Origin of the sequence: Anaerospora hongkongensis (assembly GCF_004339805.1) — a bacterium.
Lineage (GTDB): Bacteria > Bacillota > Negativicutes > Sporomusales > DSM-15969 > Anaerospora > Anaerospora hongkongensis.
In genome coordinates this window covers 227,572-246,443 of sequence record NZ_SLUI01000001.1, presented here as the reverse complement: position 1 = coordinate 246,443, position 18,872 = coordinate 227,572, and the positions used below count along the sequence as shown (strand labels likewise).

The 18,872-nt window shown below is 45.6% G+C and carries 20 protein-coding genes; 19 read left to right on the top strand and 1 reads right to left on the bottom strand.

Going from position 1 to position 18,872, the window contains the following annotated elements:
- The first annotated feature begins 11 nt into the window (after positions 1-11).
- From trpS to ytfJ, 5 genes are all read left to right on the top strand, one after another.
- Positions 12-986, top strand: a complete 975-nt coding sequence (gene trpS / locus EV210_RS01280) for a tryptophan--tRNA ligase (RefSeq protein ID WP_132074373.1) — start codon at positions 12-14, stop codon at positions 984-986.
- Between the two features lie 5 nt (positions 987-991).
- Complete coding sequence (locus EV210_RS01275; protein ID WP_132074370.1) at positions 992-1,702, top strand: segregation and condensation protein A; 711 nt, start codon at positions 992-994, stop codon at positions 1,700-1,702.
- 6 nt (positions 1,703-1,708) lie between these two features.
- On the top strand, positions 1,709-2,257 hold the full coding sequence (scpB, locus tag EV210_RS01270; protein ID WP_132074367.1) for an SMC-Scp complex subunit ScpB: 549 nt from the start codon (positions 1,709-1,711) through the stop codon (positions 2,255-2,257).
- 74 nt (positions 2,258-2,331) lie between these two features.
- A complete protein-coding gene (locus tag EV210_RS01265; RefSeq protein ID WP_132074363.1) occupies positions 2,332-3,006 on the top strand; it encodes a DUF2953 domain-containing protein in 675 nt (224 codons plus the stop codon).
- The gene (gene ytfJ / locus EV210_RS01260) at positions 2,999-3,457 is read left to right on the top strand and encodes a GerW family sporulation protein (RefSeq protein WP_132074360.1); all 459 of its coding nucleotides are present in this window, start codon (positions 2,999-3,001) and stop codon (positions 3,455-3,457) included. Before EV210_RS01265 ends, ytfJ begins: the two co-directional genes overlap by 8 nt.
- A 72-nt stretch (positions 3,458-3,529) precedes the next feature.
- Here ytfJ and EV210_RS01255 read toward each other — a convergent pair whose 3' ends face one another.
- Positions 3,530-3,727: a rubrerythrin family protein gene (locus EV210_RS01255; protein WP_243650387.1), complete on the bottom strand. Its 198-nt coding sequence runs from the start codon at positions 3,725-3,727 to the stop codon at positions 3,530-3,532.
- A 124-nt stretch (positions 3,728-3,851) separates the two neighbouring features.
- On the opposite strand from EV210_RS01255, the gene EV210_RS01250 reads away from it, so the two are divergent.
- From EV210_RS01250 to fni, 14 genes are all read left to right on the top strand, one after another.
- Complete coding sequence (locus EV210_RS01250) at positions 3,852-5,003, top strand: D-alanyl-D-alanine carboxypeptidase family protein (RefSeq protein ID WP_132074354.1); 1,152 nt, start codon at positions 3,852-3,854, stop codon at positions 5,001-5,003.
- An 83-nt stretch (positions 5,004-5,086) separates the two neighbouring features.
- On the top strand, positions 5,087-5,689 hold the full coding sequence (locus EV210_RS01245) for a nucleoside recognition domain-containing protein (RefSeq protein ID WP_132074352.1): 603 nt from the start codon (positions 5,087-5,089) through the stop codon (positions 5,687-5,689).
- Positions 5,686-6,222, top strand: a complete 537-nt coding sequence (locus tag EV210_RS01240) for a spore maturation protein (RefSeq protein WP_132074340.1) — start codon at positions 5,686-5,688, stop codon at positions 6,220-6,222. Before EV210_RS01245 ends, EV210_RS01240 begins: the two co-directional genes overlap by 4 nt.
- Before the next feature lie 107 nt (positions 6,223-6,329).
- Positions 6,330-7,610, top strand: coding sequence for an FAD-dependent oxidoreductase (locus EV210_RS01235; protein WP_132074337.1), 1,281 nt, complete (start codon positions 6,330-6,332; stop codon positions 7,608-7,610).
- An 11-nt stretch (positions 7,611-7,621) separates the two neighbouring features.
- Positions 7,622-8,605, top strand: coding sequence for a hypothetical protein (locus EV210_RS01230; protein WP_243650385.1), 984 nt, complete (start codon positions 7,622-7,624; stop codon positions 8,603-8,605).
- A 20-nt stretch (positions 8,606-8,625) separates the two neighbouring features.
- Positions 8,626-9,354, top strand: a complete 729-nt coding sequence (locus EV210_RS01225) for a pseudouridine synthase (protein ID WP_132074334.1) — start codon at positions 8,626-8,628, stop codon at positions 9,352-9,354.
- A gap of 97 nt (positions 9,355-9,451) precedes the next feature.
- Positions 9,452-10,687 (top strand): BaiN/RdsA family NAD(P)/FAD-dependent oxidoreductase, encoded by a 1,236-nt coding sequence (locus tag EV210_RS01220; protein ID WP_132074331.1) that lies wholly within the window; start codon positions 9,452-9,454, stop codon positions 10,685-10,687.
- Positions 10,688-10,717: 30 nt separating this feature from the next.
- Positions 10,718-11,227, top strand: coding sequence for a hypothetical protein (locus EV210_RS01215; protein ID WP_132074328.1), 510 nt, complete (start codon positions 10,718-10,720; stop codon positions 11,225-11,227).
- Between the two features lie 80 nt (positions 11,228-11,307).
- Positions 11,308-12,318 carry a 3-deoxy-7-phosphoheptulonate synthase gene (aroF, locus tag EV210_RS01210; protein WP_132074325.1) on the top strand — a complete coding sequence of 337 codons (1,011 nt, stop codon included), beginning with the start codon at positions 11,308-11,310 and terminating at the stop codon, positions 12,316-12,318.
- A gap of 33 nt (positions 12,319-12,351) precedes the next feature.
- Entirely contained in the window at positions 12,352-13,029 is a 678-nt protein-coding gene (cmk, locus tag EV210_RS01205) for a (d)CMP kinase (protein WP_132074322.1), read from the top strand.
- Complete coding sequence (locus EV210_RS01200; protein WP_132074319.1) at positions 13,022-13,621, top strand: lysophospholipid acyltransferase family protein; 600 nt, start codon at positions 13,022-13,024, stop codon at positions 13,619-13,621. The genes cmk and EV210_RS01200 overlap by 8 nt, the downstream gene beginning before the upstream one ends.
- Before the next feature lie 186 nt (positions 13,622-13,807).
- Positions 13,808-15,643, top strand: coding sequence for a carbon starvation CstA family protein (locus tag EV210_RS01195; protein WP_132074316.1), 1,836 nt, complete (start codon positions 13,808-13,810; stop codon positions 15,641-15,643).
- Positions 15,644-15,760: 117 nt separating this feature from the next.
- Positions 15,761-17,725: a bifunctional 4-hydroxy-3-methylbut-2-enyl diphosphate reductase/30S ribosomal protein S1 gene (locus EV210_RS01190; RefSeq protein ID WP_132074313.1), complete on the top strand. Its 1,965-nt coding sequence runs from the start codon at positions 15,761-15,763 to the stop codon at positions 17,723-17,725.
- A complete protein-coding gene (gene fni / locus EV210_RS01185) occupies positions 17,700-18,806 on the top strand; it encodes a type 2 isopentenyl-diphosphate Delta-isomerase (protein ID WP_243650384.1) in 1,107 nt (368 codons plus the stop codon). Before EV210_RS01190 ends, fni begins: the two co-directional genes overlap by 26 nt.
- Positions 18,807-18,872: the final 66 nt, after the last annotated feature.

Here is an 18,872-nt window from a genome sequence, read left to right as displayed (position 1 = left end):
AGTAGATAGCAATGACGAAAGGTCGCATTTTTAGTGGCATGCAGCCATCCGGGAAATTTCATTTAGGCAATTACTTTGGTGCCTTGGAAAACTGGGTACGGTTGCAGCATGAATATGAGTGTTATTTTTCTATAGTCGATTTGCATGCCCTAACTTCATCGTACGAAGACACTAAAAAACTGCCTGAAAATATTCAAAATATGGCGCTTGATTGGCTGAGCGGGGGACTTGATCCAGAGAAAAATATTATTTTTGTGCAATCCCATGTAAAGGAACATGCTGAATTGCACTTACTGTTGTCGATGATTACGCCTTTGGGCTGGTTAGAACGTGTGCCAACTTACAAGGACAAGCTTCAGCAGCTTGGTCAGCTCAATACCTATGGATTTTTAGGTTATCCGGTTCTAATGACCGCAGATATTCTCCTTTACAAGGCTGATACTGTGCCGGTGGGAGAAGATCAGCTGCCCCATTTGGAGCTGGCCCGCGAAATGGTGCGGCGTTTTAATAATATGTATACGGACATTTTTCCTGAGCCTCAGGCTAGATTGAGTCAGGCAAAGCTCCTGCCGGGCATTGATGGCCGTAAAATGAGCAAATCCTATGGCAATGAAATTCCCTTTGCGGCCAGTCCTGATGAACTGCGGGCAAAAGTGCGCCTTATGGTTACAGACCCGCAGCGCGTAAAAAAGACCGATTGCGGTAATCCGGATGTTTGTACCGTGTTTGCCTTTCATAAAATATTCAATTCCGGTGAGGTGGCAGAAATTGATGCTCAGTGCCGCAGTGCTTCCATTGGCTGTGTAGACTGTAAGAAACGTCTGGCCGAACACATGGTTACTGCTCTTGCTGATAATCATGCCCGGCGTCAGGCTCTGGAAAACAACCCCGGCCGGATAAAAGAAATTCTTGTTTATGGCGCTGAACGGGCTCGGACAGTGGCAGCGGCTACGATGGCTGAAGTTCGGGATGCGATGCATTTATAACAGACATGTCTGATTATAAAATTAAGCTTGAAGTTTTTGAAGGACCGCTTGATTTGCTGATGCATCTCATTGAGAAGCATCAGCTGGACATTTATGATATTCCCATTGCCGTTATAACAGAGCAGTATCTCGATTATATCAGGCAAATGGAAGAATTTAATGTGGAAATCGCCAGCTCCTTTTTGGTTATGGCAGCAACCCTGCTGCAAATCAAATCCCGGATGCTGCTTCCCAAGCCTCCTAAAGCCGCTGAACTTGTTGAAGAAGAGGCAGATCCACGCCAGGAATTAGTGGATAAACTTTTGGAATACCGCAAGTTTAAGCAGGCGGCATCATTATTTGAAGATTTGGCGCGGCAGCGGGAACAAGTATTTACACGTCTGCCTCAACAGTTCCCTGCGGCATTTTCTTTGCCTGAGGGGCTGAGCTTGGATGACCTGCTGCGGGCGTTTACTGCGGTTTGGGAAAGCGCTGGTGATGATTACGCTCTGGTTGCCAGAGAAGAGATTAGCATCCAGGATAAGATGTATGATATTATTCATGTCCTCAGACAACGCGGCGGCCGTACCGAGTTTAGCCATACCATTATTCGATCAGGGATGAAGAATGAGGTGATTGCCGCTTTTTTGGCGCTTCTTGAGCTAATCCGTTTGAATCGTGTATGGATTAAGCAACAGGCCCCCTTTGAGCCCATTTATCTTATGCTGCGAGAGTGATATAGCGTGTTTTTTCAACATTTGAAAGGCCCTCTGGAGGCCTTGCTTTTTGCAAGTGGTGACCCGGTTCCTGGGGACCGGCTGGCGCAGATTTTAGAAGTTCCTGTAGGCCATGTAGAATCCATGATCGCTGAAATGCAGCAGGCTATGACCGCTGATGAGCGGGGATTAACTATTGTGGCAGTTGCAGGAGGGTACCAGCTGTGCACCAAGCCGCAGCTCGCGGATACGGTAGAAAAGCTGGCTGAAATTCAGGATAACCGGTTATCATCTGCAGCACTGGAGACCTTGGCGATTATTGCTTTTAAGCAGCCGATAACCAGGCAGGAGATAGAAAGCATCCGCGGTGTTAAGGTTGACAGGGTAGTCCATACATTAACAGAACGACAGCTTATTAAAGAAATAGGCCGCAAAGATGCAATTGGCCGTCCAATTCTTTATGGAACAACTACTGAGTTTTTAAAATGCTTTGGTTTAAAAACATTAAAAGAATTGCCTGATCTTGCCGGTTATTTGAATGTAATGGAAGAGCAGCAAGAGAAACAGCCCGATTAGGGCTGTTTTTTTGTATAATTTCCAGATAGTGGGTAACAATAAAAAAATGTCAATTTGCAGGTGGGAGGTAGGGCATGAGTAATTGGTTGATTATTCTTCTGGCTGGTTTTATTGTTGCTTATGCATTTTCCCGGATTGGCATTCACATCAATATTACTTACCAGCGTTCCGCATCGGATGATGATTTATGGGTTCGTATTTATCTGCTGCAGCGTTTTTTGGTATACAAGCTTCATGTACCGGTTATTGAAGTGACGGATAAAAGTAAAATGCCCTGGCTAAAATCCGAGCTGCATACGCATGACGAAAAAGTAGGTACTCACCCCAAGCGCGAGAGACGCTTTGTCATGCGTGTATTAAAAATTTACCTGCATCATCCTAAAAAATGGCGGTCGCTAATGCAAAAGTTCCGTCAATACCGGGATCTATACTATACGTTTGCCAATCAATTGGCCAAATCAGTGCATTGCGAAAGATTGAAATGTAAAATTACCTATGGTTCGGAAGATGCAGCGCAAACGGGGATAATGGTGGGAGCCTTTTGGGCAGTCAGCGGCCTGGCAATCAAGGTTTGCAAAAGTCATCTTGCTTTTCTGCGTCAGCCGGAAATTTACATCATTCCCTTATTTGGGAAAAACAGCTTTGATATTGATTTCCAGTGTATATTCAGACTTACTGTTGGTCATGTTATTATTGCCAGTCTAATATTACTAAATGTTAAATACAAGGGGGCGGCAGGAGATGGCTGAGCATCCGATTCAAGGTCTCATGAAAACTGCGATGGAAAGTATTAAAGATATGGTGGATGTCAATACCATTGTTGGCGATGCAGTAGAAACGCCTGATGGTACTGTCATTATTCCGATCTCGCGAGTGACTTTTGGCTTTGCAGCTGGCGGTGGCGGCGGCGAATTTGACGGCCAGGACAATGATAATGATCAAATGCCGGAGCAGGCTTTCGGTGGCGGCAGTGGTGCAGGTGTTAGTGTAAAACCGGTCGGTTTTTTGATTTGCTCCTCTGTCAGCGGAGTCCGCTTTATACCTGTTGAAGGTCATATTCTCTACGATCGTATACTGGATATGGTTCCTCAGGTACTTGATCGTCTGCAGCAAATGGTTAGTGGCTGTAAAAAGGCCGGCCAGGGTGATAAATTTGATGAACTGGCAAAAACCGCTGAAACGCAAGCCCAGGGTCAGTAAATTATTTTAACGAAATAAAAAACCCGCACACATGACTGTGCGGGTTTTTACATATTATATAGAAATGTTTATTTAGTGAATAGAATCAAGAGTCTCTTTGATTTTAGTTGCATGAAGAGCCTCGGATTCAGCAAAATGACGGTACATTTTTGAGACTTCCGGGTTGTTTATTTGGGATGCAAATGTTTGATAATCCCGTACCAATTCCTGCTTTTGTGTTAAGGTGCTCCGTAAAGCTGTTTTTACATCTAATGTTTCCAAATTTGTCACCTCCCTTTTATTATCGCCATTAGTATGCTCCTAAGTACTTTTTCTCATGTATGGAAGCTTTGACGAGAGGGAAAAACAAATATATAATAGTTATGTTCAGAAATGAATTCGGAAAGGGATAATTATGCTACATAAAATATGCAGATTTGTCACACTGTGCTTGTCTATCAACCTGATTAGCCCCGCTTTTGCCCAGGCGGCGCCAGGCTTACCTGATCTGACTGCTAAAACAGCAATTGTTATCGAGGCATCTACGGGCAAAGTGCTATATGAAAAACAAGCGGATGAAAGGCGCTATCCAGCCAGCACAACAAAGATAATGACGCTAATAACCGCACTGGAGCACGGAAATATCGAAGATGTCGTTACAACCAGTGCAACTGCGGCAAGTACGGAAGGCTCATCACTTTGGTTAGCTCCTGGAGAAAAATTAAAAATGCTGGATATGCTCTATGGGATCATGCTGATCTCCGGCAATGATGCTACTGTTGCCGTGGCAGAGCATATTTCCGGATCGGTTGGCAATTTTGCCAAATTAATGACGGAAAAGGCCCATGCGATAGGTGCTGTCAATTCCAACTTTGTGAATACAAGCGGTTTGCCTGATCCCAATCACTATAGTACAGCTCGTGATTTGGCGCGGATTACCGCTTACGGTTATAAGAATCCCCTCTTTTCACAGATTGTCGGTACAAGACATAAAGTAATTCCCTGGCCGGGAAAAGATCATGACCGAGATCTGTATAATGAAAACAGAATTTTGACACTAGTGGATGGCGGCAATGGTGTTAAGACTGGCTATACGGAAGCAGCGGGACGCTGTTTAGTGTCAGGTGCCAAACGGGATAATGTGCAGATTATCGCAGTCGTCCTTGATAGCGATCATATGTGGGATGATTCCATAGCACTGCTTGAATATGGCTTGAAGCAAATTAAAACAGTACCGATGTTCAATAAAGGAGATGTCCTGAAAACCGTTCAGGTTGCTAATGGGAAATCACAGGGAGTTCAACTTCTGATTAATGAGGATGTTAGTATTCCTGTTTCTGATAATGACCGGGAGGAATTTAAGACAATCATTGATGCTCCTGCGAAAGTAGAGGCGCCCGTCGCGCCGGGGCAGAAAATCGGAAAAGTCAGGATTTTGTACAAAGATAAAGAATATGCTTCCGTCGATTTGGTATCTGCCAATCCGGTTGAGAAGAAGTCTCTCTTTGGTTTCTTATGGGGATCGGTATGGAGCTTTTTTACGTTCGTTATTCGTAATTTTGCATAAGAAGGCTGTGAATTGACAATTCACAGCCTTCTCCCGTTCTAGCATAATGACTGCCATCATACCTTTCTTAAGGGGGGTTGGCAGTGATTAACATAGTTTGGTTGGCTTTTCTAGTTAGCGGCATTTGTTATGGTGGCTGGAACGGGCGTATTGAATTGATTACGCAGAGTGCAATTAGCGCCGCGGAAGGTGCAGTTGCACTGTCTTTTAAGTTAATTGGTGTCATGTGCCTATGGCTGGGAATTTTAAAGATTGCAGAAAAGGCCGGGATTGTTAGTTTCTTTTCGTGGCTGATTGGCCCTGTAATTCGCTGTTTGTTTCCTTCCGTTCCGAAAAATCATCCTGCTATCGGTGCGATAACCATGACAGTGAGTGCGAATATGCTGGGATTAGGCAATGCTGTAACTCCTTTTGGTATTAAAGCGATGCAAGAATTAAAAAAGTTAAATCAGGACAGGGATACGGCATCTGCAGCCATGTGCACATTATTGGCATTATGTACGACCGGATTTACCCTGGTGCCGGCAACCATTATTGCCATACGGTCAGCAGCAGGTTCGACGAATCCTACCGAAATAGTGGGGACTACCCTAATTGTCAGCTTATTGGCTACGGTCATTGCACTCCTCGCTGACCGGATCTGCCAACTGTTCGCGAAAAAACCGACGAGGAGGAGGCCTGGATGATGGAAATGCTGGGAGCGGTATCAGTCTGGATTATGCCGCTGTTAATTTTAGTCATTCCGGTAATCGGCTTTATCCGCAGAGTAAAGGTCTATGAGGCCTTTGTAGAAGGGGCCAGTGAAGGCTTTCATACAGCGGTAAGGATTATGCCGTTTTTAGTTGCAATGATGGTTGCTGTTAATGTATTTCGCATTTCTGGTGCCATGGATTTGTTTGTCGATAGTTTAGCGCCGCTGCTGAGCTATATCGGAGTCCCGCCAGAATTAGTACCGCTGGCGATTATGAGGCCATTATCAGGTACAGGAGCACTGGGGTTGACAACGGAATTATTACATACATACGGTCCGGATTCGATGACCGGCAAGATTGCATCTACCGTGCTGGGCAGTACAGATACAACTTTCTATATCCTGACGGTATATTTTGGTGCAGTTGGCATTCGTAATCCCCGGTACTCGGCTGCAGTAGGACTGCTGGGCGATTTAGCCGGATTTTTACTCTCTGTTTCCATTTGCTATTATGTTTTTCATGGGTAAGACCGGTAACAATTGTTACCAGTCTTATTTTTTTGCGATACAGTGACACTTAAGTGGCCTGCGAATACACTGTACAGTGTAAAACAAGGTGAAGTGGAGGGAAGTCCATGGTTAAGGTTGTTGTTATCGGTGGCGGCTGGGCAGGCTGTGCAGCTGCCATTTCTGCCGCAAAGGCTGGTGCCAGTGTAACACTGTTAGAGCGAACGGATTTATTGTTGGGGACCGGGCTTGTCGGTGGAATTTTTCGCAATAATGGCCGGTTTACGGCGGCTGAGGAAGCAATTGCAATGGGTGGAGGTGACTTGTTTGTTGCAATGGATGCTAATACCCGGCATAAGGGAGTGAATTTTCCGGGACATCAGCATGCTTCCTTGTACGATGTAACCACCATGGAACCTTTAGTGCGTAAAATATTGCAAAACTATAATATTGAAGTGCTGTTCCAAACCCGCGTGATTAACACAGTGAAGTTTGGTAAGCAGCTGCAGGCAGTCGTGATCGACGGGGATGAAGTTTTGCCAGGCGATGTATTTATTGATACAACTGGTTCAGCTGGACCCATGGGGAATTGTATTAAATACGGTAATGGCTGTTCCATGTGTGTTTTACGGTGTCCTTCCTTTGGACCGCGTGTCAGTGTCACAGCCAAGGCCGATATAAAAGAGATTATGGGCCAAAAAGCAGATGGCACTTTTGGTGCTATGAGCGGATCCTGTAAAGTAAATAAAGATTCTTTATCCCAAGAACTAAGAGAAAGGCTGGAAGAAACCGGTGTTGCTGTAATTCCCATTCCGGAAAGCTTAATAAAATCGGGTGGACTGGGGAAAAAGGCGTGTTCGCAGTATGCTTTAGCAGAATACGAGGCTAATATTGTACTTCTCGATACTGGTCACGCAAAGCTGATGAAGCCGTTCATGCCAATTGATGAATTGCGTATGATTCCCGGTCTCGAAAGAGCACGTTATGAAGACCCTTATTCGGGCGGCATGGGAAATTCAGTTAGATATTTGGGGATTGCACCTTGCGATGATTCCCTTAAAGTTGAAGGGGTTGAAAATCTTTTCTGCGGTGGTGAGAAAGCAGCGATTCTTGTCGGCCATACGGAGGCTGTTGTAACAGGTCTGCTTGCCGGCAATAATGCGGTGCGTCACTGCCTGGATATGCAATATCTTAAACTACCACGTTCGCTGGCTACCGGCGATTTTATTCAGCATGTACATGAGCAGATGGAAACGCTTGAAGGGATTCGGCTGAGATATACGTTCTCCGGCTCGGTCTATTTCGAAAGAATGAAGAAACATGAACTTTACTCTACGAACCGGGCAGAAATTCATGAACGGGTAGCGAATGCCGGGCTGACCGATATTTATAGCCGGTGTTTGGTTTAGGAGGGATAAGGATGATTAGCAAATTTGCTTCCCGGTGTATTGATATTAATACGGAATACTGCCCCTGTATGCTGGCCGAAACCAATCATTGCGTATTCTGCAGTCACTTAAAAGGTGAACAGGTATGCAATTGTAATTGGACTGGATCATGCATATTGTATGAAAAACAATGGAATTCTAAGAAGCAGGATTTGCCAGGCGAGGAAACGAAAGTACGTATTGAAATCGAGAGTCCGCTGACTGTAAAAACAGAAATAGGGAAGAATACGTATCGACTAGAATTTACCGTTACGCCTGAATTAGCCCAGGGACTTAATAAAGCAGGCTCTTTCGTCTTTATGCGCCGCGCAGGGGACCCGGAGTTTTATAACTTTCCGGTAGGGATAATGGGTGTCGAAGATACACTTGTGCAAGTCGTAATTGAAGCAATTGGGCCTAAATCGGTACGGCTTTTGACAGATGATACATGTTCGCAAATTATTGTTCGTGGGCCGTATGCAAATGGAATTTTTGGGCAGCCCTGGATTGACAATACCAAATCCAGTAAGGTAATATTAGTTGCTGGAGGATTAGGTCAGCCCCCTGCGATGCCGATTGCGCGAGCTCTGGTGAACAATGGTAATCAAGTGACTGCGCTGGTAGCACCAGGCAAAGTCGGCAGGGCCTTTATCGAGTCCGAATTGCGCGAGCTTGGTATAGAAGTAATTTCAATTCCTTCACTTCGTCAAAACGGACTGCCATTATTGCGGCAGATTTTTGCCAGTGAAGAGCGTCGTCCTGATTTAGTGGTCAGTGCGGGGCCGGATGAACAGCATTATGCGCTGATCGCCGCGATGCAGGCTGTGGATATCAATCTGCCAATGGCGGCAACAAACAATGCCACGATGTGCTGCGGTGAAGGTATATGCGGCAGCTGTGAAAAGCTTACCCGTGATAATAAACGGGTCAAAACTTGTAAAGTTCAAACTGACTTTACCGATTTTATTTGCGATTAATCTAAGTTAGGGGATTCGATATGCCGGAACGTTTGCAGAAAGTGATTAGTCAGGCGGGAATTGCCTCCCGAAGAGAATCTGAAGAATTAATTAAAGCTGGACGGGTTAAAGTAAATGGTGTTGTCGTTACGGAGCTGGGAACGAAAGTGGAGCCAACCCGCGACAAGGTTGCAGTGGATAACAAGCCTATTCGTACGGAGAAGTCGGTGTATATACTGCTCAATAAACCGCGGGGCATTGTAACAACGCTTCATGATCCTGAAGGTCGAAAGACGGTGGCCAGTTTGCTGCCGGATATTAGTGAGCGAATTTATCCTGTTGGCCGTTTGGATTACAATACCGAAGGGTTGCTCCTTATGACAAATGATGGAGAACTGACACATGCGCTCACCCATCCCAGTCACGAAATAGACAAAACCTACCGTGCCAAGGTATTGGGTAGACCGCCTGAGGAAAAGCTTGACCGCCTGCGTGCCGGTATTAAGCTGGAAGATGGGCTCACAGCACCCGCTAAAGTCAATGCGGTTGAGTATGATCGGGAAAAAGATCTTACAACCGTTGAAATTGTTATAACTGAAGGGCGTAATCGTCAAGTTCGCCGTATGTTTGAGGCTATTGGTCACCCAGTACGTCAATTAAAACGCGTCAAATTTGCCTTTTTGACTCTCGTGGGAGTACGCCGGGGTGCCTATCGCCACTTGGAAGCGGATGAAGTAGAAACCCTGAAAAATATTGCCCTGAAGAAATAATTTTTTCGTATAAGCCCTTACTCTCAGTGGAGATGAGGGCTTTTTCTGCGAATACTAATAAAGCTGTACTATTTTAATTAAAATATTAGGTGATGAAATGAAAAATATAATTGTCGTCGGTGGCGGTGCTGCCGGTATGATGGCTGCTTATCAAGCTGCTGGTGAGGGATCACATGTTATACTTCTGGAAAAGATGCCGTCACTTGGCCGCAAAGTATTAATTACCGGCAAAGGGCGCTGCAATATAACGAATGCCTGCGATACGCAGCAATTGATAAAAAATATGCCGGGAAATGGACGATTTTTGCATAGTGCCTACCGCGAATTTGACAATACGGATATGATTGGCTTCATTGAGCAATGGGGTGTTCAAACGAAAGTCGAGCGGGGCGGTCGTGTTTTTCCGGTCAGCGACAAAGCAAAAGATGTGATCGATGCTTTTGCTCGAGCATTGGCAAAAAAACAAGTAGAAGTGATTACTAACCAGCCTGTGAGGAAACTGCTTGTTGCGGATAATCAGGTTGTGGGCGTTGCTACCGATCACAAGCAATATCTGGCGGATGCGGTCATTTTGGCGACCGGTGGAGCATCTTATCCTGGCACCGGATCAAGTGGAGACGGGTATAAAATGGCTAAGGAACTGGGACATGCCATTATTCCGCTGAAACCTTCGCTGGTTCCTCTTGAGGTCACAGAAGACTGGATTAAGGAGCTGCAGGGACTTTCCCTGAAAAATGTTACCGCAACCGTACTGGTAGGCGGTAAAAAGCAAGCTGATGATTTTGGCGAGATGCTGTTTACTCATTATGGTTTATCGGGACCGATTATTCTTTCGCTGAGCAAGGTTGTTGCTGAAGCACTAAACGCGGGCAGTAAAGAAGTAATGCTGGAAATCAATCTCAAACCGGCCTTAAGTGAAGAAGTTCTTGATAAACGCATTCAGCGCGATTGGGAGAAGTTTAGCCGTAAGCAATTAAAAAACAGCCTGAATGAGTTACTGCCAACAAAATTGATCCCGGTTATCATTGATTTGGCGTTTCTCGATCCTGATAAATTTGTCAATCAAATAACGAAGAGTGAACGGGCCAGACTGCTAAGGCAGCTGCAGCATTTAACTTTTACAATTCAGCGCACCCGGCCGGTGAGTGAAGCGATTGTTACCGCTGGAGGTGTCAGTACTAAGGAAATTAATCCTGCCACCATGGAATCGAAACTGATTAAAAATCTTTACTTTGCTGGTGAAGTTATTGACATTGACGGCTACACCGGCGGTTATAATCTGCAGGCAGCTTTTTCTACCGGCTATGTTGCCGGTAAGGCGATTTCTGAGTGAAATAATCTCAATAGCGAAGGTGAATGTTAGATGCATAGAAGTTCAGAATGGGGAGAAAAATGGTTGATCCGTTTGATCCTGCTAGGTGTTTCTATCTTGTTGTTAGCACAAACTGCTATGTTTACCGAGGAAGCACGTCACTATTTATCCAGAGTGGACAGGCTGGAGGGGGAAAAGGTAGCTCTTGATTCTAATTTGTATGCAAATAACTCACTTACCATTTCAGAACGTACGGCAATAAGTAAGCAAATCCCGGCATTTCGGGAAAGCCGGACTTTAGTTGTTCGCATGATTAAACCCACTAGTGACAAGCGCGTTTTTGCCACCATCAATGGTGCTAAAATAAGTGATTTTTCCCGTGGAGAGGTTAATTTGACCGTTTATGACGGAGATTATGTTGAAATCGACTGCAGTGAGCTTAAAATTCCGGCTCAATTCGTTGTCAATGTGTCGGGAGGCAGCCTGTCGGCGCCTGTTGATGGCCTGCTGATTGAAACAGAAAACAATATTGGAACCATTGGGAAAATTAAGTTTAAATAAAAAACGGTATTAGGTAAAGGAATATACGAAACCGATCCGGAATATTTCAGTATGCCGATTGCCGGGTGGAAAGGAAGCATATGATTATTGTACTAAATGCTCCGACAGGTCAACAAATAAACACGGTATTGGATGAGCTTAAGCTTTTGGGAGTGGAAGGGCAGCGGGTAGCATGGTTTGACAAAACCGTGATTACCGCCGAAGGCGATGCTCTACAGCAGCAGGCTTCTTACTTCAGAGGGTTACCCGGAGTAGAAAATGTTCTATTCATAACGTCGCCTTTCAAACTGGTCAGCCGTCAATTTTCTTCGCATACCAGCATCGTTTCTGTGGGGGACGCAGCCTTTGGCAGCACAGCTATTCCAGTCATCGCTGGTCCCTGTGCGATCGAGAGTTACGAGCAGCTGTCAGTTACAGCAGCTGCAATTAAAAAAGCCGGAGCATGTATCCTGCGGGCGGGTACTTATAAGCCACGGACATCTCCTTACAGTTTTCAGGGACTGGAGCGGGAAGGACTCGCAATCTTACAGGCTGTCAGCAAAGAATGTGGTATACCTGTTGTATCGGAAGTGACTGATCCTCGCTTAGTTGAGGTGTTTTGTCAATCAGTTGACATATTGCAAATCGGTGCCCGTAATATGCAAAATTTCGCTTTACTAAAAGAAGTTGCCCAAAGTAAAAAAACGATTTTGTTAAAAAGAGGACCGGCATCAACCATTGAAGAATGGTTATTAGCTGCGGAATATATACTCGCTGGCGGAAATCCGCACATTATTTTATGCGAACGCGGCATTCGTACGTTTGAACCATATACGCGCAATACACTGGATTTAAACGCAGTTGCGCTGGCTAAAGAACTGAGTCATTTACCGGTTATTGTTGATCCAAGTCATGGGACAGGCCGGTGGAGTCTGGTGGGCCCCATGGCGAAGGCTGCTGTTGCTGCCGGAGCAGATGGCTTGGTAATCGAAGTACATCCCTGCCCGTCGGAAGCATTGTCTGATGGTCCCCAGTCACTGACACCGGAGCGGTTTACGGTATTAATGAGTGAACTGAAAATGCTGGCGAATGCGGTAAACAGGCAGATATAAACCGCAGGATATTGAGAAGAACCGGAGGAACGAATGAAAAAATTAATTATTGCAATTGACGGACCGGCTGGTGCGGGAAAAAGCACGGTTGCCCAGATTGTTGCCCGGCAGCTAAAGTATACGTATATTGATACCGGAGCAATGTACCGGGCTGTAACCTGGCAGGTGATGCAAAGCGATGTTGATGCCGGCGATGCTGAAGCAGTTCAGAAAATTGTATGTGCAATGCAAATCGGACTGCAGTACGTAAATGGTAAGATGCGGGTTACCGCCAATGGTGTAGACATAACAGAAGAAATCCGTCTCCCGGAAGTTTCTCGAGTGGTATCGGAAGTAGCAAAGCTTGCTGTAGTGCGTACAGCTATGCTTACTTTGCAACAGCAGATGGCGCTGCAAGGGGGAGTGGTTATGGATGGACGCGATATTGGTACGCATGTTTTACCCAATGCTGATCTCAAAATCTTTTTAACCGCCTCGATAGAAGAACGGGCGAAAAGAAGATGGCTTGAACTGGCAGAAAAAGGGGTCAGCGTTGAGTTAAAAGACTTGCAGGAGGAAATTTACCGGCGGGATAAAGCGGATTCAGAAAGAACTGTAGCACCCCTTGTGCAAGCAAAAGATGCAATTCTGCTGGATACAACCGAGTTGTCTATCGACGGAGCTGTAAATGCAATTCTAAGATTATGTGAGGAGAGGAGCAGAAGTGTATAACCTGGTTCGGGTTTTATTTTGGTTTATTTTTTCTGTTGTCTTTCGCTGGCGAATTGTCGGAATAGAGAATATACCTGCAGCTGGCGGGGCAATTGTAGCGGCGAATCATATCAGTAACTGGGATCCGCCGGTAATTGGGACTGCCGTTAATCGACCGATGCACTTTATGGCTAAAGAAGAATTGTTTAGAAATGCGATACTCAGGAACATAATCAGTAAGCTGGGCGCTTTTCCGGTTAAGCGGGGTGCAGCTGACCGCAATGCAATTCGGACAGCGATGAGCTTGCTGGAAGCAGGAAACCTGGTAGGCTTGTTTCCCGAGGGGACACGAAGCAAAAACGGGATGCTGGGTGAGCCGGAACAGGGCTTAGCCATGATTGCTATCAAAACGGGAGCTGTGGTAATTCCTACTGCGGTGATCGGTACCAATAAAGTGTTTAGTGCCAGCTGCTGGCTGCCACGCTTTGAAGTTCGTTTTGGCAAGCCGGTACCTGTTGTCCGGGGAAAAGCGACTAAAGAAGACATTGCTGAGTTAAGTAGTTTGATTATGAGAGAAATTGATGCGTTATTAAAACAAGCCTCGCCATTATAAATACAATTAATAAATAAAAAAACAGTGGTAAACGATGCCGCTGTTTTTTTATTTTGCATATTGTTTAACGGGTTCAAACGCGATATACTGAAAAATAAGAATAATAAGAAAATTAAGGAGGGGACGGTGAGAAATTCATAATTTGCAGTTCTGCATAGTTTTATTTTATGGAAAGGGGACGATCAAGTGAATTCAATTTGGTTACTTGTTACTTCGGTCTGTGTGTTCCTGCTGGCCTACCGGTATTATTCCGCTTTTATTGCGGCAAAAGTTCTGGCACTTAATGATTCTTATACAACTCCCGCTTATCGATGTGAAGACGGCCGGGAATTTGTTCCAACCAACAAATGGGTTTTATTTGGTCATCATTTTGCAGCAATCGCCGGTGCCGGACCACTGGTAGGGCCGGTTTTAGCGGCTCAGTATGGCTGGGGTCCCGGATTCGTATGGATTTTGCTTGGCTCTGTTTTTGCCGGTGCTGTACATGATTTTATCATTCTTTTTGCATCTGTCCGTCATAATGGTCAGTCTCTGGCAGTTATTGCCCGCCGGGAAGTTGGCACACTAACAGGCATTACGACATCACTTTCTATCCTCTTTATCATTATTGTCGCTCTTGCGGGGTTAGCAATCGTTGTGGTAAATGCGCTCTTTAAAAATTCCTGGGGTGTGTATACTATATTCATGACTATTCCGATTGCAATTGTCATAGGCCTTTATATGTTTAAAATTTCTCCCGGCTCAATCCGCTCCGGTTCTATTGTCGGCTTTATCCTGGTCATGCTTGCCGTTGTCACAGGCAATTATATTCCCAATTCCTCGCTTGCAGGCATTTTTACTTTGACGAAGGAGCAGTTATCGATTGCGCTGCCGTTATATGGTTTTATTGCTGCCGTACTACCTGTATGGTTATTGCTGGCTCCCCGTGATTATCTCAGTTCCTACATGAAAATCGGTACCGTGTTGGCGTTAGCATTAGGGATTATTATCGTTCAGCCGACCGTTAATGCCGGAATGACTCAGTTCATGAACGGGGGACCCATTATTCCCGGTCCGTGGTGGCCTTATGTCTTTATTACGATTGCTTGCGGTGCAATATCCGGCTTTCATTCCCTGATTAGTTCCGGCACCACACCGAAAATGCTTGAACTGGAAAGTCAGGCAAGGCTTATTGCCTATGGCGGAATGCTTACAGAAGGTTTTGTTGCCGTTATGGCATTAATATCGGCAGTTGTATTACTGCCGGGAGATTTCTTTGCCATCAATACTCCTGCAGCCGTTTTTGCCAAACTCAATATGCCAATTGTAGAATTAAATCAGCTTTCGGCACTTGTGGGAATGGATGTGGCGCATCGCCCGGGCGGAGCTGTATCGCTAGCTGTAGGGATGGCACATATCTTCTCCAGCATTGGCGGGATGAGCCACTTAATGAGTTACTGGTATCAATTTGCGATTATGTTCGAAGCCCTGTTTATTTTAACTACGATCGATGCCGGTACCCGCGTGGCCCGGTATATTCTGCAAGACATACTGGGCACTTATGTTTATGCACCATTGAAACAAACAAATTGGTGGCCGGGAATTCTGATTACAAGTGCACTTGTTACCTGGGCCTGGGGTTATCTGCTCTACAGTGGTGACGTTGCCAGTATTTGGCCGCTTTTTGGAGTTGCCAACCAGTTATTATCTGTTATTGCCTTGGCGTTAGGCACGACAATTATTCTTAAGGTCGCTCCGAAAAAATCCTATGCCTGGGTAACGGCCGCGCCGCTCGCTTTTTTAGCCGTAACCGTAATTACGGCTGGAATTCTCAATGTCGGGATGTTTTACCGGCGGGGAGACATGCTGGGAAATATTAACGGTACCGTGAGTATCGTTTTAATTGTTCTCGTCATCATTACGCTGCTTGATTCGTTTAGAGCCTGGAATCAATTGCTGAAGAAAGATAAGCCTGAGGGGATGAATACGGAAATTCAGCATGTATGCGTATATAATGATACGAAACCTAATATTCCAAGCTGAAAATAGGCAAAATGGGGAGAGAAGCACAGTGCTTCTCTCCTTTTTCCTGTAACTCAAAAGGAATTACTTGGGTTATCAGCGAATAATATACCAGAATTGAAATTTAGGAGGCCCGTTATGCAAATACATTTAGCTGAGCATCGCGGCTTTTGCTACGGGGTAAAACGTGCCATTGAAACAGTAGAGAAATGTATTGATTCAGGTGGTACTGCTCATACCTTAGGACCGATTATTCATAACCCGCAGATGGTTGCTGAATTAGCGAAAAAAGGAATATCTCCAGCTAACGATTTAGGAGAAATAGCTGAAGGTACTGTAATAATACGTTCCCATGGAGTGGGGCCGCGCATTTACCAGGATGCGGAGGCAAAAAACTTAACAATTGTTGATGCAACTTGTCCGCATGTAAAGAAAGCACAGCAAGCAGCTCATGAGTTAATGAAGGAGGGGTACCCGGTAATCGTAATCGGTGAGAAAGACCATCCGGAAGTGAAGAGCATTGTTTCCTGGACACAAGAAGAGGCATTTATCGTAGAGTCGGTAGAAGATGCCTGCCGGCTTCCCCTGTATGACCGGCTGGGTGTGGTTGTGCAGACGACATTTTCGGGGGAGCTGTTTGAGCAAATCCTGGCGGTAATACAACAAAAAGCCGCTGCTGTTGTAGTGAAGAGAACAATTTGTACCGCAACTGACCAGCGTCAGCAAGCTGCTGCCGCTCTGGCAAGTAAAGTGGACGTCATGGTAATTATCGGCGGGAAAAACAGCGCTAATACGACAAGGCTGGCCGATGTTTGCCGTCAGTCAGGCTGCCCGGTTTATCACATTGAGACCGCCAGTGAGTTACGGCCGGAGTGGTTTGCTAATATCCAGCATGTTGGTATTTCTGCGGGCGCTTCTACGCCCGATTGGATTATAGAGGAGGTAGTTCATAAAATGGAACAGTTTGATCAGTCAGTAGCAGCTTCTTTTCAGCAGCTTGAAAAGGGGAGTATCATTAAAGGAAAGGTAGTCAGCGTTCGTCCGGATGAAGTTTTTGTGGATATCGGTTACAAGGGTGAAGGTGTAGTTTCTTTGAAGGAACTGGCTTATCCCGTACCTGAGAGGGCGTCGGATATTGTTGCGGTTGGCCAGGAAATTGATGTATTGGTTCTCGCTACTGATAGTGCCGATGATACCGTGCAACTGTCAAAGTTACAAGCGGATAAAGTCATTGCCTGGAGTAACCTGGAAGAAGCCGAAAAAAATCACACGATTGTTGAGTGCAAGGTTACTGAAGTTGTGAAGGGCGGCCTGGCGGTCTCTGTGAACGGCATTCGCGGCTTTATACCGGCTTCTCAGGTTGCTTTGCGATTTGTCGAGGATTTGACTGGCTACCTGGGCCAGACGCTGGCGATTGTGCCGATCGAACTCGATGCCGAAAAGCAGCGCGTAGTGCTGTCACATCGTAAAGTTTTACAAGATGAACAGCAAAAGAAAGAGCAAGCCATTTTTGCTAAAATTAAGGCTGGGGATGTCATTCCCGGAATCGTACGTAGATTAGTTGATTTTGGCGCTTTTGTCGATATTGGTGGTGTTGAGGGCCTTATTCATATTTCTGATTTATCCTGGCACCGTGTAAAGTCACCGTCAGAGATTCTGCAGGTCGGTGATAAAATAGAAGTTTTCGTTTTGAAAGTTGATCCGGCTTCGAAAAAAATATCCCTTAGTTTAAAACAAATCCAGCAGGATCCTTGGCTGAGTCAAATTAAGAGTTTTACAGAAGGGCAGATTGTACCGGGAACGGTTGCAAAAACTACAAAATTTGGTGCCTTCGTTAAACTTGCCGATGGAGTGGAAGGCTTGGTCCATTTATCGGAGCTGGCTGACAGAAGAGTTGCCACAGCTGAAGAGGTTGTCCATGCAGGCCAAGCGCTTAATGTGAAAATCTTAAGTATAGACCGGGATAATAAACGGATATCGCTTAGTTTGATACAAGCTCTGGAAGAAGCAGAGCGGGCAGAATATCAAGACTATTTGGGGACACAGTCAAGCAGCGGGACGACTATAGGAGATAAACTTGGACATCTATTCGGCCGTAAATAATAAGGAGCTGAAAGGGTTGCGTCAGTCCCGGAAATCAGATCATCTGCACCATACATTGCAGTTACCGGACGGGCCTGGTAATGCGGGTTTTGCCGATGTTACATTAATTCATAATTGTCTACCGGATATTGCCTGGTCCGATATTGCCCTGGATACTTCTCTCGCTGGTATTGCGCTGACGCATCCTGTTATCATTAATGCTATAACCGGGGGAGCGGTAGATGTAACAGAAATTAACAGCAGTCTTGCCCAGGTTGCTAAATTAACCGGTGCGGCCATGGCAGTAGGATCACAATATTCCGCACTGGAAAATGACGCGGTGTGGGAATCGTACCAAATTGTGCGGCGCGTCAATCCCGAGGGAATCATTATTGCGAACTTAGGCGCTCATGCCAGCAGTGAACAAGCCCGAATTGCCATAGATATGATTGGTGCGGACGCATTGCAAATTCATTTAAATGCGGCTCAGGAAATTATTATGGCAGAAGGTGATCGCGATTTTTTCGGCTATCTTGATAACATTGCCCGGATCGCCAGTGAAGTGAATGTGCCGGTAATTGTGAAAGAAGTCGGATGCGGCATTGCGCGAGAAGCTGCTGCCCGGCTTGCCAGTACTGGTGTTCAAGCAATCGATGTGGGTGGCAGGGGTGGCACTAACTTTGTGGCAATAGAGGCTGCCCGCAGTCAGACCCAATTGCCGGAAGAAATGTTACAATGGGGCATTCCAACCGTTGTGAGTGCACTAGAGGCAGTGTCAGTCCTGCCTGCCTCTGTTCAACTCATTGTTTCAGGCGGCATTCGTTCACCGCTTGATATGATCAAATCGATGGCTTTTGGCGCCAGTGCCGTAGCCATAGCCGCACCGGTGCTGCGTATTGTTTGTCAGCAAGGAGTAGCGGCAGCAGTTGACTGGCTTCAAAATTTTCTCCACACCGGCAAGCGTTATATGATGCTTGTAGGAGCAAAAGATATAAAGGACTTGCAAACGGTACCGTTTATTATCGGCGGTAACAGCCGCGAGTGGCTTGAAACCCGAAAAATTGATATAACTCATTACGCGAATCGTAAAAAGCATGGTTGAGAAACCATGCTTTTTGCATTATTTTTATTTCGCAAGGGCAAGATAAACCAAGAAAGGTAGCAACCT

What these genes read in the sequence shown, in the direction of transcription:
- aroF (WP_132074325.1), top strand. Translation starts at nt 11,308, where the DNA reads ATGATTATTGTACTAAATGCTCCGACAGGTCAACAAATAAACACGGTA.
- EV210_RS01240 (WP_132074340.1), top strand. Translation starts at nt 5,686, where the DNA reads ATGATGGAAATGCTGGGAGCGGTATCAGTCTGGATTATGCCGCTGTTA.
- EV210_RS01225 (WP_132074334.1), top strand. Translation starts at nt 8,626, where the DNA reads ATGCCGGAACGTTTGCAGAAAGTGATTAGTCAGGCGGGAATTGCCTCC.
- EV210_RS01235 (WP_132074337.1), top strand. Translation starts at nt 6,330, where the DNA reads ATGGTTAAGGTTGTTGTTATCGGTGGCGGCTGGGCAGGCTGTGCAGCT.
- EV210_RS01215 (WP_132074328.1), top strand. Translation starts at nt 10,718, where the DNA reads ATGCATAGAAGTTCAGAATGGGGAGAAAAATGGTTGATCCGTTTGATC.
- EV210_RS01265 (WP_132074363.1), top strand. Translation starts at nt 2,332, where the DNA reads ATGAGTAATTGGTTGATTATTCTTCTGGCTGGTTTTATTGTTGCTTAT.
- EV210_RS01190 (WP_132074313.1), top strand. Translation starts at nt 15,761, where the DNA reads ATGCAAATACATTTAGCTGAGCATCGCGGCTTTTGCTACGGGGTAAAA.
- cmk (WP_132074322.1), top strand. Translation starts at nt 12,352, where the DNA reads ATGAAAAAATTAATTATTGCAATTGACGGACCGGCTGGTGCGGGAAAA.
- EV210_RS01230 (WP_243650385.1), top strand. Translation starts at nt 7,622, where the DNA reads ATGATTAGCAAATTTGCTTCCCGGTGTATTGATATTAATACGGAATAC.
- EV210_RS01275 (WP_132074370.1), top strand. Translation starts at nt 992, where the DNA reads ATGTCTGATTATAAAATTAAGCTTGAAGTTTTTGAAGGACCGCTTGAT.
- EV210_RS01220 (WP_132074331.1), top strand. Translation starts at nt 9,452, where the DNA reads ATGAAAAATATAATTGTCGTCGGTGGCGGTGCTGCCGGTATGATGGCT.
- trpS (WP_132074373.1), top strand. Translation starts at nt 12, where the DNA reads ATGACGAAAGGTCGCATTTTTAGTGGCATGCAGCCATCCGGGAAATTT.
- ytfJ (WP_132074360.1), top strand. Translation starts at nt 2,999, where the DNA reads ATGGCTGAGCATCCGATTCAAGGTCTCATGAAAACTGCGATGGAAAGT.
- EV210_RS01250 (WP_132074354.1), top strand. Translation starts at nt 3,852, where the DNA reads ATGCTACATAAAATATGCAGATTTGTCACACTGTGCTTGTCTATCAAC.